14 protein-coding genes are annotated in these 16,193 nt (G+C 72.1%); 11 read left to right on the top strand and 3 right to left on the bottom strand.

Translation table 11 applies throughout. The features are described 5' to 3' along the window. Positions 1 to 5 precede the first annotated feature (5 nt). The 3 genes from K7396_RS13980 to K7396_RS13970 are packed head-to-tail and all read right to left on the bottom strand — an operon-like array spanning position 6 to position 3,492. Positions 6 to 1,160 carry an acyltransferase family protein gene (locus K7396_RS13980; RefSeq protein WP_086720661.1) on the bottom strand — a complete coding sequence of 385 codons (1,155 nt, stop codon included), beginning with the start codon at positions 1,158 to 1,160 and terminating at the stop codon, positions 6 to 8. Next, positions 1,157 to 2,512 (bottom strand): polysialyltransferase family glycosyltransferase, encoded by a 1,356-nt coding sequence (locus K7396_RS13975; RefSeq protein WP_086720662.1) that lies wholly within the window; start codon positions 2,510 to 2,512, stop codon positions 1,157 to 1,159. Before K7396_RS13975 ends, K7396_RS13980 begins: the two co-directional genes overlap by 4 nt. Further along, positions 2,512 to 3,492 carry a glycosyltransferase family 2 protein gene (locus K7396_RS13970; protein WP_086720663.1) on the bottom strand — a complete coding sequence of 327 codons (981 nt, stop codon included), beginning with the start codon at positions 3,490 to 3,492 and terminating at the stop codon, positions 2,512 to 2,514. Before K7396_RS13970 ends, K7396_RS13975 begins: the two co-directional genes overlap by 1 nt. Positions 3,493 to 3,679: 187 nt before the next feature. Here K7396_RS13970 and K7396_RS13965 point away from each other — a divergent pair, with 187 nt between their 5' ends. The 11 genes from K7396_RS13965 (at position 3,680) to cutA (ending at position 16,192) form a co-directional block, all read left to right on the top strand. After that, positions 3,680 to 5,014 (top strand): DUF6716 putative glycosyltransferase, encoded by a 1,335-nt coding sequence (locus K7396_RS13965; protein WP_308686904.1) that lies wholly within the window; start codon positions 3,680 to 3,682, stop codon positions 5,012 to 5,014. A 56-nt stretch (positions 5,015 to 5,070) separates the two neighbouring features. Then, positions 5,071 to 6,294, top strand: a complete 1,224-nt coding sequence (locus K7396_RS13960) for an acylneuraminate cytidylyltransferase (RefSeq protein WP_152104681.1) — start codon at positions 5,071 to 5,073, stop codon at positions 6,292 to 6,294. Positions 6,295 to 6,362: 68 nt separating this feature from the next. Continuing rightward, the gene (locus K7396_RS13955) at positions 6,363 to 7,298 is read left to right on the top strand and encodes an N-acetylneuraminate synthase family protein (protein WP_086718809.1); all 936 of its coding nucleotides are present in this window, start codon (positions 6,363 to 6,365) and stop codon (positions 7,296 to 7,298) included. A gap of 130 nt (positions 7,299 to 7,428) precedes the next feature. Further along, positions 7,429 to 8,541, top strand: a complete 1,113-nt coding sequence (locus K7396_RS13950; RefSeq protein WP_086718811.1) for a hypothetical protein — start codon at positions 7,429 to 7,431, stop codon at positions 8,539 to 8,541. Positions 8,542 to 8,681: 140 nt separating this feature from the next. Next, a complete protein-coding gene (locus K7396_RS13945; protein WP_086718813.1) occupies positions 8,682 to 9,953 on the top strand; it encodes an amidohydrolase in 1,272 nt (423 codons plus the stop codon). A 261-nt stretch (positions 9,954 to 10,214) separates the two neighbouring features. After that, a complete protein-coding gene (locus tag K7396_RS13940) occupies positions 10,215 to 11,246 on the top strand; it encodes a BMP family lipoprotein (RefSeq protein ID WP_086718814.1) in 1,032 nt (343 codons plus the stop codon). Between the two features lie 145 nt (positions 11,247 to 11,391). After that, the gene (locus K7396_RS13935; protein ID WP_373866939.1) at positions 11,392 to 13,053 is read left to right on the top strand and encodes an ABC transporter ATP-binding protein; all 1,662 of its coding nucleotides are present in this window, start codon (positions 11,392 to 11,394) and stop codon (positions 13,051 to 13,053) included. Positions 13,054 to 13,088: 35 nt separating this feature from the next. Further along, positions 13,089 to 14,231: an ABC transporter permease gene (locus K7396_RS13930; protein ID WP_086718842.1), complete on the top strand. Its 1,143-nt coding sequence runs from the start codon at positions 13,089 to 13,091 to the stop codon at positions 14,229 to 14,231. Next, a complete protein-coding gene (locus K7396_RS13925; RefSeq protein ID WP_086718817.1) occupies positions 14,228 to 15,508 on the top strand; it encodes an ABC transporter permease in 1,281 nt (426 codons plus the stop codon). Before K7396_RS13930 ends, K7396_RS13925 begins: the two co-directional genes overlap by 4 nt. After that, on the top strand, positions 15,505 to 15,924 hold the full coding sequence (locus K7396_RS13920; RefSeq protein ID WP_086718819.1) for a cytidine deaminase: 420 nt from the start codon (positions 15,505 to 15,507) through the stop codon (positions 15,922 to 15,924). Before K7396_RS13925 ends, K7396_RS13920 begins: the two co-directional genes overlap by 4 nt. Next, positions 15,911 to 16,192 (top strand): divalent-cation tolerance protein CutA, encoded by a 282-nt coding sequence (gene cutA, locus K7396_RS13915; protein ID WP_086718843.1) that lies wholly within the window; start codon positions 15,911 to 15,913, stop codon positions 16,190 to 16,192. Before K7396_RS13920 ends, cutA begins: the two co-directional genes overlap by 14 nt. Position 16,193: the final 1 nt, after the last annotated feature.

Here is a 16,193-nt window from a genome sequence, read left to right as displayed (position 1 = left end):
CGGCGTCAGTGCCGCGGGTCGATCGACCGCTTCAGGACGGGCGTCAGCGGGCGCTCGACGAAGCGGTGCAGCACCCACGCGAGCAGCAGCATCAGCGCGACGGTCAGCGGCAGCGTCGCGTACGAGGGCAGCCCCAGGCCGTGGTGCAGCGCCCGCACCACGACCCAGCCCAGGTGCTCGTGCACGAGGTAGAACGGGTAGGTCAGCGCGCCGGCCACGGTCAGCCAGCGCCAGTTCGCCCACCGCAGCCTGCCCAGCGCGACCGCCGCGACCAGGGCGAAGCCGAGGGTGACGACGGCGATGATGCCGGCCGTCGAGCGGTAGGAGAACGCGTCGGCCGACGGGGCGTGCCACAGCCCGGCGACCGCGTAGTGCTGGCCGGTCAGCCAGCTGACCAGCACGATCGCCCAGCCGATCGGATCGCGGGCACCGTAGCGGTGCAGCAGGTACAGGCCCACCCCGCCGATGAAGAACGGGGCGTACTCGGGCATCAGGACGGTGTCGAGGAAGGGCTGGTGGGCGGCCTGCGCGAGCGCGGCCGCCAGCGTCCAGCCCGCGCAGAAGAGCACCACCCGGCCGCGGGTGGCGCCGGGCAGCACCACGCACAGCGCGAAGAGGGCGTAGAAGCGCAGCTCCGCCCAGAGGGTCCAGCACACCCCGAGCACCCGGTCCACGCCCAACGGCTGCTGCAGCATGGTCAGATTGGTCAGCACCTCGCTGGGCGGCAGCGCCTTGTACGCGACCCAGGGAAGCGCGAAGACCGCGGTCACCAGCAGGATCGCGGCCCAGTACGCCGGATAGAGGCGGGAGACGCGGGACGCGGTGAACGCGCGCAGCGTCCGGCCCCAGCCGCTGAGGCAGATGACGAAGCCGCTGATCACGAAGAAGATCTGCACGCCCAGACAGCCGTAGGCGAACAGCGGGGCGGCGGTGGGGAATTGATGGGCGGGCGAGCCGCCCCAGGCCTGGGATATCTCGCCGTTGCGGCCGCCGAAGTGGTACGCGGCGACCATCAGGGCGGCGAGCAGCCGCAGCCCGTCCAGGGCGCGCAGCCGCGAGGGTCCTCCGCGGCCGCGCCCCGGTATCGCGGCCCGGGGGGCGGTGGTGGCGGGATCCGGCGCGCCGGGCGGCGCGCCGGGCGCCAGCTGGGGCGCGCTCATCCGAACGCGGCCCGCTTCTTCAGCCGCCGCTGCACCGCCCGTGCCCGGCGCGCGACCTTGCGGACGGTGGGGTTGCGGGGAATGAACGACAGCTGGGAGGGGATCGCGCCGGGCAGTGCCAGCGCGGTCAGCCGGCGGCGCTTGAAGTAGCGCCAGGTGACCTGGTCGAGATGGGCCGCGAGGTAGCGCTCGGCGGCCGGCCGCAGCTGCGGGTAGATCTGGTGCTGCATCGCGTAGCCGACCGCGGTGACCAGGCCCTCGACGCTCTCGGCGGTGGCGAAGGCGCGCGGGTGGGCGCTGCGGTCGCCCAGGTCGGGCACCAGCGCGTCCACGATCGTGACCGGGACCCGGTTGCTGTTCTGGTACGGCGTGAGGCGCTCCAGCAGCAGGCCGGTGCCGGTCCGCGCGGTCGGCAGGCCGTAGAAGGTGGCCGCCGTCAGCAGCGCGGTGGAGAAGCAGCCGACGACCAGCGCGGGCCGCATCCGCTGGTAGAGGACCTCGGCCAGCACCGGGGTGTCCAGCACGGTCAGCGCGAGGTCCAGCTTCTCGGCCTCCCGCTCCAGCAGCCGCGACCAGCGGGCCGGCGCGGACGGGTGCGGCTTGAAGACGATCTCGCGGTGGCCGCGCTCGGCGGCGCCGCGCACCATCCGCACATGCAGCTCCTCTTCCTCCTCGGGCGTGAGGATGCCCAGCGCGGACAGGTACTGGCCGAGCAGCAGCGCACCGCCCTCCGGCACCGCCACCTCGCCACTGGCGTCACAGAGTTCGGCGAGCACCTTGGTGAAGGCGTCGGTCGGCACGGTGTGCGCCGGGACGTCGAACTCGGTGAGCAGCAGCGGCGTCAGGCCCGGCACCAGGTCCAGGTGCAGCAGCCGGTTGATCCGGGTGCCGATCAGGGGGTCGAGCTTGTTGCGGGTGGGCCCGTAGCTCATCAGCCCGTCGGCGTAGACGTCGATGGGCGCGTCGGGGAACAGCTGGGCGAGGGCCAGCGCCGGGTTGACCTGGATGGACTCCACGATCAGCTCGACCTGGTCGTCGCCCAGGCCCCACAGCAGCCGCAGATGCCGCTCCCACAGCGGGGCGTCGTCCGCGCGCGGCGACCAGCCGCCGGGGTGGAAGGGGCTGATCGTCTCGTTCCACGACAGCACCCGGCCGAAGCGGCCGCGCAGCCGCTCGAAGCCGGGCATGGTGTCCAGCGACGCGGTGGTCTCCGGGGTCGCCGCGTTGTTGCTGAGCAGCAGCAGCCGGCGGTCGGCCGGGGCGAAGCAGTCGGCGTCCAGCGCGGCGGCGAGCGTCGCCGCACCGTAGAGCGTGGACGCCAGGAAGATCTGGGTACGCGGTCGGGTGGACATCAGGCCGCGACCTCCGCCGTGGAGGAGGGACGGCGGCGCAGCCGCCGCAGCCGGGACGCACGCTGCACATCCATCGAATCCAGGGCTTCCTTCAGTACGTCCTGCGGCATGCGTTTCATGGCCGCGGCGCTCATCGAACGCAATTTACGGGCGACCTGCGGTTCGAAACGTTCGATCGAACCGAGGTGGTGGGAAATGATCGCGCAATAGGTGCGCACCGCCTTCGGCAGCAGCAGAGCCGCATCGCGGTCCTGCGCCGTTTCCTCGATCACCTGGTCGAATGCGCGAATGAAGTCCAATTGCCGGACGTCTCCGATCTGGGTGAGCGAGGAGGCGACGCCGCGCCGGTAGAAAACACCGAGCAGACCGACCACCGCCATGGACTTCGCCTCGCGGTGCAGCCGCCAGATCCACGGGCGGTCCTCCGCGGTGCGCAGCCCGTCCTTGAAATGCAGCACCCCCTCGTCCAGCAGCCTGCGGTGGTACATCCCGGCCCAGGCGTAGGCGTAGTCGACCGAGGTGGAGCGGTCGGCGGGCAGGATCACCTCGCGCGGGTCCATCACCACCGAGCGCCGGCCGTGCGGGACGCGGTGGACGGTGCGCGCGCGGGCGGTGCACTGGACATGGTCGGTGCGGACGAAGTCGCACCCCAACTCCTCGATGGTGTGCAGGAGTTGGGGGTAATAGCCGGGGGTGAGCCAGTCGTCGCCGTCGAGGAAGGCGACGTATTCGCCGCGGGCCTCGTCCAGGCCGGTGTTCCGGGCGGTGGCCAGGCCGCCGTTTCGTTCGTGCCGCAGCAGTCTGGCACCCGGCAGCTCGCGCTCGGCGCGCGCGAGAATCTCCGGGGTCTCGTCGCGGGAACAGTCGTCGACGAGCAGGAATTCAAAGTCGTCGCGGGCGTTGGCCGCCAGGCTTTTCAGGGTGTCGGGCGCGTATGTCTGCACGTTGTAGAACGGCACGATGACGGAGAGCTTAACCACCCGGGTGACGTTAGGTGCGGAGGCGGCATTCGTCTTTACCGGGTGCGGACCTGAAGGTGAACGAAGAATGGCGGGATGGTTAACCGGGTCGGCCGCCGGGCCGGTTAGCCATTCGTCGACCCGCTGTTAACCCTTTGTTGCGACCCAGTTGGCCCGACAAACCAAATGGCTTCCTAGCGTCTTGGACGTGCCATCACGTACCCACTCTTCGCCGCGGGTCGCCGTACTCGCCGACTCGGATACCCGATGGAAATGGGGCGCTTTGACAGCGTACCGAATCCAATCGGACATCCGGCTCGACGGCTACCTCCTCCGCGGCCGCGCCACCCCCACGGTCCGCCAGCTCGACGAGGTCGGCGCCCGTGCGGACTCGCTGCGCGAAATCCGGGGCGTCGACTTCGTGCGGTCCGTCGACCGTACGCGCTACGACGTCGTCGTGCTGGCCTGCGTCGGCGGCGCGGTGCAGGCGATGCTGCACGGCCTCGCCCGCGCCTGGCGAGGAGCGGCGACCCGCCCCGTCGTCGTCACCGGCTACGTCGGCGTGGTCTACGAGAAGCTCGCGGACGGGCTGCTGCTGCGGCACGGCGCGGACGTCGTCCTCGCCAACTCCCGGCACGACGCGGACCGGTTCCGCGAGGTCTACCGCGGCGTCGGCGCCGACGACGGCAGCGTCGTCGAGTGCGCCCTGCCGTTCCTCGGCGGCGACCGCTACCGCGCCGACGGCGCCACCGGCACCCCGCGCCCGTACACCGTGGTGTTCGCCGCCCAGCCCTCCGTCCCGGAGAGCCGCGCCGACCGGACGTACCTGCTGCGCCGCGCCGTGGAGCACGCCCGCAAGCACCCGGACCGCGAGGTGCTGGTCAAGCTCCGCAGCAAGCCGGGCGAGCACACCACCCACATCGAGGAACTGCCCTACCAGAAGCTCGCCGCCAAGGCCCCCGGCCCGCTGCCCGCCAACTGCCGCCTGGTGTACGGCAACATGGGCGAGGTCCTGGACCGCACCGACCTGATGGTGACGGTCAGCTCGACCGCCGCCCTGGAGTCGCTGCACCGCGGCATCCCCACCGCCGTCCTCACCGACCTCGGCGTCCGCGAGGTCCTCGGCAACCACCACTTCCTCGGCTCCGGCTGCCTCGCCTCCTGGGACGAGCTGGACGCCGGACACCGCCCGGAGCCGGACGCCGACTGGCTCGCCCGGCAGGGCGTGGCCGCCGACGGCGAGTACGAGCGGGCCTTCGACGCCGCCCGCACCCGGGTCACCGCGCTGCGCACCGCCGACCGGCTGCCGCCGATCACCCCGTACTACACACCCCGCACCGCCCCCGGCTACCTCCCCGGCATCCTCGCCCGGCACGGCCTGGACCCGCACGGCGAGCCGCTCGCCGGCCACGCGGACGCCCCCGAGGAGACCGGCGGACTGCGCCGGGTCGCCCGCGAGACGGTCCGCGAGGCCGCCCGCGGCGCCTACCGCCACGGCGTCCAGCGCGTCGCCCCCGCCATCCGCCGCTGGGGGCAGCTGTGACCCTCCCGCCGCCCGTCAGCCCCCGGGGCCCGTACGGCCCCCCGAAGGAGCCCGACATGCCGCCGAACCCGCAGAGCAGCCCCCCGACCGTGGTGGCCGTCATCCCCGCCCGCGGCGGATCCAAGGGCGTGCCCGCCAAGAACCTCGCCGCCGTCGGGGGCGTGCCCCTGGTGGCCCGCGCGGTCCGCGAGTGCCGCGCCGCCCGCCTGGTCACCGACGTCGTGGTCTCCACCGACGACGCCGGGATAGCGGCCGCGGCCCGTGGCGCCGGCGCGGTCGTCGTACGGCGCCCCGGCGACATCGCGGGCGACACCGCCACCAGCGAGGCGGCCGTCCTGCACGCCATGGACGCCTACGAGGCCGAGCACGGCACCCGGGTCGACACGGTGCTGCTGGTCCAGTGCACCAGCCCGTTCCTCGCCCGCGAGGACATCGACGGCGTCGCCGCGGCGGTCGTCGAGGACGGCGCCGACAGCGCGCTGACCGTGGCCCCGTTCCACGGTTTCGTCTGGCGCGACGCCGAACCCGCGGTGGGCGGCGCGACCGCTGCCGACGGCGGCCACGGCGTCAACCACGACAAGTCCTTCCGGCCGCGCCGCCAGGACCGCCCCCAGGACCTGCTGGAGACCGGCGCCGCCTACGCCATGGACGCGGCCGGCTTCCGCGCCGGCGGCCACCGCTTCTTCGGCCGCACCGAGCTGGTGCGCACCGACCCCGCCCGGGTGCTGGAGATCGACGACCCGCACGACCTGGCCCGCGCCCGCGCGCTGGCGCCGCTGCTGGACGCCGAGCGCCCCGGCGCCCTGCCGACCCTCGACGACATCGACGCCGTCGTCCTCGACTTCGACGGCACCCAGACCGACGACCGGGTGCTGATCGACGCCGACGGACGGGAGATCGTCGCGGTGCACCGCGGCGACGGCCTCGGCATCGCCGCCCTGCGCAGGGCGGAGCTGAAGCTGCTGATCCTGTCCACGGAGACCAACCCGGTCGTCGCCGCCCGGGCCCGCAAGCTGCGGGTGCCCGTCCTGCACGGCATCGACCGCAAGGACCTCGCCCTCAAGCAGTGGTGCGAGGAAGCGGGCGTCGACCCCGCGCGCGTGCTCTACGTCGGCAACGACGTCAACGACCTCCCGTGCTTCGACCTCGTCGGCTGGCCCGTGGCGGTCGCCGGGGCGCACGACGTGGTGCGCGGCGCGGCCCGCGCGCTCACCGCGACGCCCGGAGGCAGCGGCGCGATCCGCGAGATCGCCGGCTGGCTGCTGGGCCCGTCCCTGTAACCCGCACCGACCCCCGCACACCCCAGATCCACCCGCACACCCCCTGATCGACACGAAGGAATCTCCCCATGAGCAGCAACTCCCGTCTCCGCACCCTCGGCTCCCGCGAGGCCGGCCCCGGCCGCCCCGTCTACGTCACCGGCGAGATCGGCATCAACCACAACGGCGACCTGGAGAACGCCTTCGCGCTGATCGACGCCGCCGCCGACGCCGGCTGCGACGCCGTCAAGTTCCAGAAGCGGACCCCGGAGATCTGCACCCCGCGCGACCAGTGGGACATCGAGCGCGACACCCCCTGGGGCCGGATGACCTACATCGACTACCGCCACCGCGTGGAGTTCGACGAGGACGGCTACCGCGCCATCGACGAGTACTGCAAGAAGCGCGGCATCGCCTGGTTCGCCTCCCCGTGGGACGTCGAGTCCGTCGCCTTCCTGGAGAAGTTCGACGTGCCCTGCTACAAGGTCGCCTCCGCCTCGCTCACCGACGACGACCTGCTGCGCGCCATGCGCGCCACCGGCCGCACCGTCATCCTCTCGACGGGCATGTCCACCCCCAAGCAGATCCGGCACGCCGTCGAGGTCCTGGGCAGCGAGAACATCCTGCTCTGCCACGCCACCAGCACCTACCCGGCCAAGGCCGAGGAGCTCAACCTGCGCATGATCAACACCCTGCAGGAGGAGTACCCCAACGTCCCGATCGGCTACAGCGGCCACGAGACCGGCCTGCAGACCACCCTCGCCGCGGTCGCCCTCGGCGCCACCTTCGTCGAGCGCCACATCACCCTCGACCGCGCGATGTGGGGCTCCGACCAGGCCGCCTCCGTCGAGCCCGGCGGCCTGTCCCGCCTGGTCCGCGACATCCGCACCATCGAGGAGTCCCTCGGTGACGGCGTCAAGAAGGTCTACGAGAGCGAGCTCGGCCCGATGAAGAAGCTGCGCCGGGTCGCCGGCGTGGTGGCCGAGGCCGAGGCCGAGGCCGGCGCCGAGCCGGCGGCGGTCTGACGGCCGGGCCGCCCGACCGACGGGAGCGATGGTGAGCTCACCCGAAGGGGCCCGCGCCGGGTCCGTCACACCTGGCGCCGGGGCCCCGCCCCAGGAGACGACGGGTTCTCCCGCCCGTCGTCTCCTGGGGGTGCCACGGCAGCGGCCCCGGACCGCACGGACCGGCGCCGGACCGGACGCCCCCGCCCGGGGCACCGGCACCCTCGCGTTCGTCGAGAGCCCGGTGCAGCTGCTGAACGTCCTGGAATGGGCGCACACGGCACAGGCCACCTCGCTCACCGTCGTCGTGCTCTCCCCGCACGACCCGATGACCCGCGGACAGCTGCGCCGGATGGCCGAACTCGCCCGCGACGAAGGCCACACGGTGCGCTGGGAAGAGGCCCGCGGCGGCCCCACCGCGCCGATGCGCACCATCGGCGGGCTCACCCCGCTGCTGCGCCGCGCCCGCCGCATCGTGATCGGCGACCCGTTCTCCCGCTACGTCCAGCTGCTGCTGACCCTCACCCGGGCGCGCGACCTGGTCGTGGTCGACGACGGCACCGCCACCATGGAGTTCATCTCCCAACTCGCCCGCGGCGAACGCCTGGTGCGCTGGCACCGCAACGGCAGCGGGCGCGGCGCCCGGGACCTGGTCTTCGCGCCGTTCTCCGCCACCGCCCGCCGCCGGCTCACCCCGCAGCCCGAGGGCGGCCGGCGCAGCGTCGGCCTGTTCAGCTCGATGCCCGTCGAGGCGCCGCCGGGCGTCGAGGTCACCGCCAACGAGTTCGCCTGGACCCGCGGCCGCTTCGGCCCGCCCCGGCTCACCCGCGCCGCCGACATCGTCGGCACCTCGCTGGTGGAGACCGGGGTCGTGGACGAGGACCGCTACCTGGCGGCGGTGGGCGCGCTGGCCCGTACGCACGGCGCCACCCGCTACTTCGCGCACCGCAAGGAGAGCGCCGACAAGCTGCGCCGGCTGGTGGCGGAGACCGGGCTGGAGATCGTCCGCCCCGACCTGCCGCTGGAGCTGATCGCCAGGCGCGGCCCGATCGGGCGGCTGATCGTCAGCTTCCCCTCCACCGTCGTGCACACCCTGCCGCTCGCCCTGCTGGGCACCGAGGTCAAGGTCGCGGTCTGCGACATCGACCCGGAGTGGCTGACGGCCCACGCCTCACCGCGCGCCCAGGGCTTCCTCGACGGAGTCACCGGCACCGCCCGTGACGTGCAGCGACTGCCGTTCACCCAGCGGATGGCCACCGGGTGACGGGTGCGCGGGAAGCCCTAGTGCATACCCGTCGCCTCAGCCGTCCATGCGCCGAGCGGCCTAGATTTCCTTCCCCTAACGGGCTGAACTTTTGTTGATCGAGGGACAGTTGCCCCATGGAGGGCCCTAACCTTCCAGGGGTGAACCACTCGATCTCCCGCGATGCCGGCACCGCCCGTACTCCCGCCGGGGACCAGCTCCCCGGCGCGCTCCCCGAGGCGCTGCGCGCCGAACTCGGCCGCTTCCGCCGCGACTTGCACATGCATCCCGAGCTCGGCAACCAGGAGTTCCGCACCACCGCGGCGCTCAAGGAACGGCTGGAGAGGGCCGGCCTGCGGCCCCGGGTACTGGCCGTCGGCACCGGCCTGGTCTGTGACATCGGCACCCCGGACGCGACGGCCGACGGACAGGCGCTCGCCGCGGACCCCGACCGCCCCCTGCTGGCCCTGCGCGCGGACATCGACGCCCTGCCCATCCCGGACACCAAGACCGTCGACTACGCCTCGACGGTCCCCGGCCGCGCCCACGCCTGCGGCCACGACGTGCACACCGCCGTCGTCCTCGGCGCCGGACTGGTCCTGGCGGAACTCGCCCGCGCCGGCGCCCTGCCGCGCCCGGTCCGCCTGATCTTCCAGCCCGCCGAGGAGGTGCTGCCCGGCGGCGCCTCCGACGCGATCGCGTCCGGCGTGCTGGAGGGCGTCGGCCGTATCCTCGCCGTCCACTGCGATCCGCGCGTCGACGCCGGCCGGATCGGGCTCCGCACCGGCCCGATCACCTCCGCCTGCGACCGCCTGGAGGTCGAACTGGACGGCCCCGGCGGCCACACCGCCCGCCCGCACCTGACCACCGACATGGTCACCGCTGCCTCCCGGGTCGCCGTGGACGTCCCGGCGCTGCTGTCCCGCCGGGTCGACGCCCGCGCCGGCCTCGCCGTCACCTGGGGCCGGCTGGCCTCCGGCCACGCCTGCAACGTGATCCCGCAGCACGCCGAACTCTCCGGCACGGTCCGCTGCCTCGACCTCGACGCCTGGCGCAAGGCCCCCGACCTGGTGCACGCGGCGATCGACGAGGTGGCCGCACTGCACGGCGCGAAGCCGCAGATCACCTACGTCCGCGGGGTGCCGCCGGTGGTCAACGAGCCGGTCACCGTCCAGCTCCTGCACTCCGCGATGGCCGCCCGCCGCGGTGAGGGCGCCGTCGAGGACACCGACCAGTCCCTCGGCGGCGAGGACTTCTCCTGGTACCTCGAACACGTCCCCGGCGCCATGGCCCGCCTCGGCGTCCACCCGCCCGCCGACCCCACCCGCCGCGACCTGCACCGCGGCGACTTCGACGTCGACGAACAGGCCATCAAGGTGGGCGCGGAACTCTTCACGGCGTGCGCGCTGCTGGACGGGGACCTGGCGGACTGAACTCCGGGGGCCGCGCGGCTCCCCGCAGGCCACTGAAGACCGAATTCATATAGCGGGCGATGCCCGTAAAGAACGCATATAGGCCCGTTTCGGCAGCCAGCCGGGACGGGCTTCGCAATTCGCCCGGCCATGTTTCCCCCATGTGCCCTACGCCTCGAATCGATAACGTCCGCGCAGTGGAGGGTTTTGCGCCAGGTCTACGCGCGTTAATCTCCCACAAGCCAGCGCCAAAGGGGGCGCTTAGAGCGAAGGGAAGGCCCCGTGCGTCGGGTCATCAGGATTGCCGCCGCGGCTACCGCCACCAGCTGTCTCGCGTTCACCGCCACCGCGTGCGGACAGAGCTTCGCCGAGGCCAATCGCGCCAAGCACGCGGGCGTCGGACTGGCCTTCGACATCGGCGGGCGGGACGACCACTCGTTCAACGAGGCGGCCGCCCGCGGCACCGAGAACGCCCGGGAGAAGCTGGGCGTCAAGGTCAAGATGCTCACCGCCAAGAACGGCGAGACCGAGGCGGACCGCGAGCAGCGGCTGTCGTCCTTCGCCGAGGCCGGATACAACCCGGTCATCGGCGTCGGCTTCGCCTACAGCCAGTCCGTGCAGAACGTCGCCAAGGACTTCCCCGACACCAGCTTCGGTGTCGTGGACGCCGTGCCGCAGGGCAAGAACGTCGACGCCATGGTCTTCGCCGAGCACGAGGGCTCCTACCTGGCGGGCGTCGCCGCGGCGCTGAAGAGCAAGACCCACAAGGTGGGCTTCATCGGTGGTGTGAACAACGCGCTGATCCAGAAGTTCCAGGCCGGCTTCGAGCAGGGCGTACGCGACACCGACCCGAAGGCCAAGGTCGTCTCGCAGTACCTCTACCCGAACAACGACAAGGGCTTCAACGACCCGGCCGCCGCCAAGGCCAAGGCCGCGGGCATGACCGACAGCGGAATCGACGTGATCTACACGGCGGCCGGGCAGTCGGGCGCCGGCTCGATCGAGGAGGTCAGCAGGCACAAGGGCGTTTGGGCGATCGGTGTCGACTCCGACCAGTACCAGCAGCCCGGCCTGGCGAAGTACAAGGACCACATCCTGACCTCGGTCGTGAAGAACGTCGATGTGGCCGTCTTCGACCTGATCAAGAGCTACGAGGACCACAAGCCGCTGACCGGCATCCACGCCTACGACCTCAAGCGCAAGGGCGTCTCGCTCGCCACCTCGGGCGGCTTCATCAAGGACATCCAGCCGCAGATCGACGCGGCCCGGAAGAAGATCATCGAGGGCAAGGTGAAGGTCAAGGAGACGCCGTAGTCAGACGCCGTAGCCAGGGACGACGATCCACCCCGGAGCCGCAGCGACGGCCCCGGGGGCGGTCCCCGCGTCCCCCTGTGACCTTCCGGTCCCGCTTTCCCGCTCTTCGTCCTTTCCGCACCGTCATCCCCGAGGGGAGTGCGCCATCAACGCAGCATCCACGCGCAGTGGCCCGGCCGTCCCGGACGCCCCCGCTGTAGAACTCCGCGGAATCACCAAAAGGTTCCCCGGCGTCGTGGCCAACCACGACATCCACCTCACCGTGCGCCGCGGTACCGTCCACGCCCTCTGCGGCGAGAACGGTGCCGGCAAGTCCACCCTGATGAAGATCCTCTACGGCATGCAGAAGCCGGACGAGGGCACCATCGCGCTCGACGGCGAGCAGGTCGCCCTGCACACCCCGGGCGACGCCATCGCCCGCGGCATCGGCATGGTCCACCAGCACTTCATGCTGGCCGACAACCTCACCGTCCTGGAGAACACCGTCCTCGGCGCGGAGAAGCTGCACGGCATCGGTGCCGGCGCCCGCGCGAAGATCAAGGAACTCTCCGACGCGTACGGCCTGAACATCCGGCCCGACGTCCTCGTCGAGGACCTCGGCGTCGCCGACCGCCAGCGGGTGGAGATCCTCAAGGTCCTCTACCGCGGCGCCCGCACCCTGATCCTCGACGAGCCGACCGCCGTCCTGGTCCCGCAGGAGGTCGACGCGCTCTTCGACAACCTGCGCGAGCTCAAGTCCGAGGGCCTGACCGTCATCTTCATCTCGCACAAGCTGGGCGAGGTGCTCTCGGTCGCCGACGACATCACCGTCATCCGCCGCGGGACGACCGTGGCGTCCGTCGAGCCGTCCGCGACCACGCCCAAGCAGCTCGCCGAGCTGATGGTCGGCAGCGAACTGCCCTCGCCGGAGACCCGCGAGTCCACCGTCACGGACGAGGAGATGCTGCGCGTGCGCGATCTCCACCTGTCCGCGACCGACTCCGACGGCGTGGTCCGCACCGTCCTGGACGGCATCTCCTTCACCATCCACAAGGGCGAGGTGCTGGGCGTCGCCGGCGTCGAGGGCAACGGCCAGGCCGAGCTCGTCGAGGCCGTCATGGGCACCCGCACCCCCGACCACGGCACCGTCGTCCTGGACGGCGACGACCTGTCCGGGGCCTCCACCCGCGCCCGGCGCGAGGGCGGCGTCGGCTACATCCCCGAGGACCGCCACCGCCACGGCCTGCTGCTGGAAGCCCCGCTGTGGGAGAACCGCATCCTGGGCCACGTCACCGAGCGGCCCAACAGCAAGGGCAGGCTGCTCGACCTGGCCGGTGCCCGCAAGGACACCGAGCGCATCGTCGCCGAGTACGACGTGCGCACCCCCGGCATCGAGGTCACCGCGTCCTCGCTCTCCGGCGGCAACCAGCAGAAGCTGATCGTCGGCCGCGAGATGAGCCACCGGCCCAAGCTGCTGATCGCCGCCCACCCCACCCGCGGCGTGGACGTCGGCGCGCAGGCGCAGATCTGGGAACAGATCCGCGAGGCGCGCCGCGAGGGCCTGGCGGTGCTGCTGATCTCTGCCGACCTGGACGAGCTGATCGGGCTGTCCGACACCCTGCGGGTGATGTACCGGGGCCGGCTGGTCGCGGACGCGGACCCCGCCGTCATCACCCCGGAGGAGTTGGGCTCCGCCATGACCGGTGCCGCCAGCGGCCACCTCACCGCGCCGGAGGACGGCGCGCAGGAAGGCGGTGCGCCCGGCACGGGTGCGCCCGAGAAGGCCGCGCCGAACGGCGCCGGCGAGCAGGGCGGTGAGCAGAAGTGACCACCTCCGCCAAGAGCCCCGCCAAGAACCCCGCGGTGGACGCCATCGCCCGGAGCGCCACCCGCGACAAGGTGATCCTCGCGATCGCCGCGCCCGTCCTGGCCATCGTCGCCGCGATAGTGATCTCGTCGCTGGTCTTCCTCGCGTCCGGCGAGAACCCTTTCCGGGCCTACGGGATCATGGCCGACTACGGCCACTACAGCGACAGCCAGGTCTGGATCATCAACAAGGCGGTGCCGTACTACCTTTCGGCGCTGGCGGTCGCCATCGGCTTCCGCATGAACCTCTTCAACATCGGCGTCGACGGCCAGTACCGCCTGGCGGCCTTCGCGGCCGCGGCCGTGGGCGGGGCCATCGCCCTCCCCGGCGCGATCCAGATCATCCTGCTCATCGTCATCGCGATGCTGGTGGGCGCGATCTGGTCGGGCATCGCGGGTCTGCTGAAGACCACCCGCGGCGTCAGCGAAGTGATCACCACGATCATGCTGAACGCCATCGCCGCCTCGGTCATCGGCTACTTCCTGCAGGACGGCCGCCTCGCCATCAAGGACGGCAACCTCCTGCACACCAAGTTCCTCCCGGAATCCAGCCACTTCTTCTCCTTCCCGACCCACCCCAAGCCGGTCTACGGCTTCGTGGTGATCGCGGTGCTGGCGGGCGCGCTGTACTGGTTCGGCATCAACCGCACCCGCTTCGGCTTCGACCTGCGCGCCGTGGGCGCCTCCGAGTCGGCCGCCGAGGCCAGCGGCGTCAGCGTCAAGCGCATGGTCGTCAGCAGCATGCTGCTGTCGGGCGCCGCGGCCGGCCTGGTCGGCATGCCCACCCTGCTCGGCGAGTCCTTCCAGTACGGCACGGACTTCCCGGCCGGCATCGGCTTCACCGGCATCGCCATCGCCCTGCTCGGCCGCAACCACCCCGTCGGGATGGCCTTCGGCGCCCTGCTGTGGGCGTTCCTCGACCGCACCGGCTCCCGCCTGGAGTTCGAGGGCTACGCGCAGGAGATCGTCGGCGTCATCCAGGGCGTCATCGTGCTCTGCGTCGTCATCGCCTACGAGATCGTGCGCCGCTACGGGCTGCGCCTGCAGCAGCGCAAGGTCGGCGAGGAGCTGGCCGCCCTGTCCCGCACCACCAACGCCGACAAGTCTGACAAGAGCGACAAGCCGGAGGTGTCGGCGTGAGTACGGACCTCAAGACCGCGACGAAGCTCGCGGTCCCCGGGAAGGGCGGGCGGCGCAAGCTGACCTACCCCTGGATCCTGCTGATCATCGCCGGCGCGCTGGTCGCGCTCTCCGTCCTGCGGGCCGTCACCGGCACCGCGGACCTCACCTCCACCGGCCAGTTCGGCGCCGCGCTGAGCGCCGCCGTGCCGATCGGCCTCGCCGGTCTGGGCGGCCTGTGGTCCGAGCGGGCCGGCGTGGTCAACATCGGCCTCGAAGGCATGATGATGCTCGGCTCGTTCGCGGCCGGCTGGGTCGGCTGGCAGCACGGCCCCTGGGCGGCGGCGCTGGCCGGCATCATCGGCGGCGCGCTCGGCGGCCTGATCCACGCCATCGCCACCGTCACCTTCGGCGTCGACCACATCGTCTCCGGCGTCGCGGTCAACATCCTGGCGCTGGGCGCCACCCAGTACCTGGCCACCCTGTGGTTCGGCCAGGAGGGCAGCGCGGCCATGCTGGCCGGCGGCAACGACAAGCAGTCCCCGCCGATGGCCGACATGCCGAGCTTCACCGTCCCCGGCCTGTCGGACGCGCTGAACTCCCTGGAGGCGCACCACTGGTTCCTGGTCTCCGACCTCGCCGGCATCCTCGGCGCCGCGGTCACCAACGTCTCGTGGCTGACGCTGCTGACGATCGCGCTGTTCGTCGGCACCTTCTTCGTGCTGTGGCGTTCGTCCTTCGGCCTGCGGCTGCGCTCCTGCGGCGAGGCCCCGATCTCGGCCGAGTCGCTGGGCGTCAACGTCTACTCGTACAAGTACGCGGCGGTTCTGGTCTCCGGCGCCCTGGCCGGCCTCGGCGGCGCGTTCCTCTCCATCGGGGTGCACTTCTACCAGGACGGCCAGACCGGCGGCCGCGGCTACATCGGCCTCGCCACGATGATCTTCGGCAACTGGCGGCCGGGCGGCGTCGCGATGGGCGCGGGCCTGTTCGGCTTCATGGACGCCATGCAGCTGCGCAGCGGCGGCCCGACCGTCCACGCCCTGCTGCTGGGCCTGGCCGCGCTCCTGGCGGTGATCGCCCTGCTGAAGTTCCGCGCCGCCAAGCGCACCCAGGCCGCGCTGTCGGCGGTGGCCGCCGTCGTCCTCATAGGCTGGTACTTCCTGGCCGACACCGTTCCCCTCGAACTGGTCGAGGCGAGCCCGTACATCGCCACCCTGCTCGTCCTCGCCCTCTCCGCCCAGCGACTGCGGCCCCCGAAGGCGAACGGCAGGCCCTACCGCCGAGGACAAGGCACATGACACCACCAGTGCCGGTCGACTGGACCGCACTGCGCGCGCAGGCCCGGGACGCGATGTCCCGGGCCTACGCCCCGTACTCCGGCTACCCCGTCGGCGCCGCCGCCCTCGTGGACGACGGCCGCACCATCGCCGCCTGCAACGTCGAGAACGCCTCCTACGGCCTCGCCCTCTGCGCCGAATGCGGCCTGATCTCCGCCCTCTTCGCGGGCCGGTCCACCAACGACGGTCCGGCACCCAGGCTGACCGCCTTCACCTGCGTCGACGGCGCGGGCGACCTCCTCGTCCCCTGCGGCCGCTGCCGCCAACTCCTGTGGGAACACGGCGGCCCGGACCTCCTCGTCGACACGGCGGCCGGCATCCGCCCGCTGTCGGAGCTGCTGCCGGACGCGTTCGGGGCGGGGCATCTGGAGGGGTGAGGGGCGGGAGTCGGTCGTCTCCGCACGGCTTGCGGCCAGGGCGCAGATCGTCGGGCCGGTCGGCTCCGCGTTCTGGCACCAGGGCCAGTTCGGCTCGGGCGAGGAATGGCAGCTCGTCCGCAAGACCCGCGCCGACCGGTACGACGAGGCCGAGGCGCATCTGCTCAAGCACCACCCTTGGCAGAATCCGGAAGTCTCCGCAGCTCCGATCGTTGCGGGGGCGGAAGCGTATCTTCACTGGCTGGAGACGACCACGCCATCGGGCTGAG

Origin of the sequence: Streptomyces angustmyceticus (assembly GCF_019933235.1) — a bacterium.
In the GTDB taxonomy this organism is placed as follows: domain Bacteria; phylum Actinomycetota; class Actinomycetes; order Streptomycetales; family Streptomycetaceae; genus Streptomyces; species Streptomyces angustmyceticus.
This window is presented reverse-complemented; position numbering and strand designations above follow the sequence as displayed.

What these genes read in the sequence shown, in the direction of transcription:
- K7396_RS13980 (WP_086720661.1), bottom strand. Translation starts at nt 1,160, where the DNA reads ATGAGCGCGCCCCAGCTGGCGCCCGGCGCGCCGCCCGGCGCGCCGGAT.
- K7396_RS13975 (WP_086720662.1), bottom strand. Translation starts at nt 2,512, where the DNA reads ATGTCCACCCGACCGCGTACCCAGATCTTCCTGGCGTCCACGCTCTAC.
- K7396_RS13960 (WP_152104681.1), top strand. Translation starts at nt 5,071, where the DNA reads ATGCCGCCGAACCCGCAGAGCAGCCCCCCGACCGTGGTGGCCGTCATC.
- K7396_RS13955 (WP_086718809.1), top strand. Translation starts at nt 6,363, where the DNA reads ATGAGCAGCAACTCCCGTCTCCGCACCCTCGGCTCCCGCGAGGCCGGC.
- K7396_RS13920 (WP_086718819.1), top strand. Translation starts at nt 15,505, where the DNA reads ATGACACCACCAGTGCCGGTCGACTGGACCGCACTGCGCGCGCAGGCC.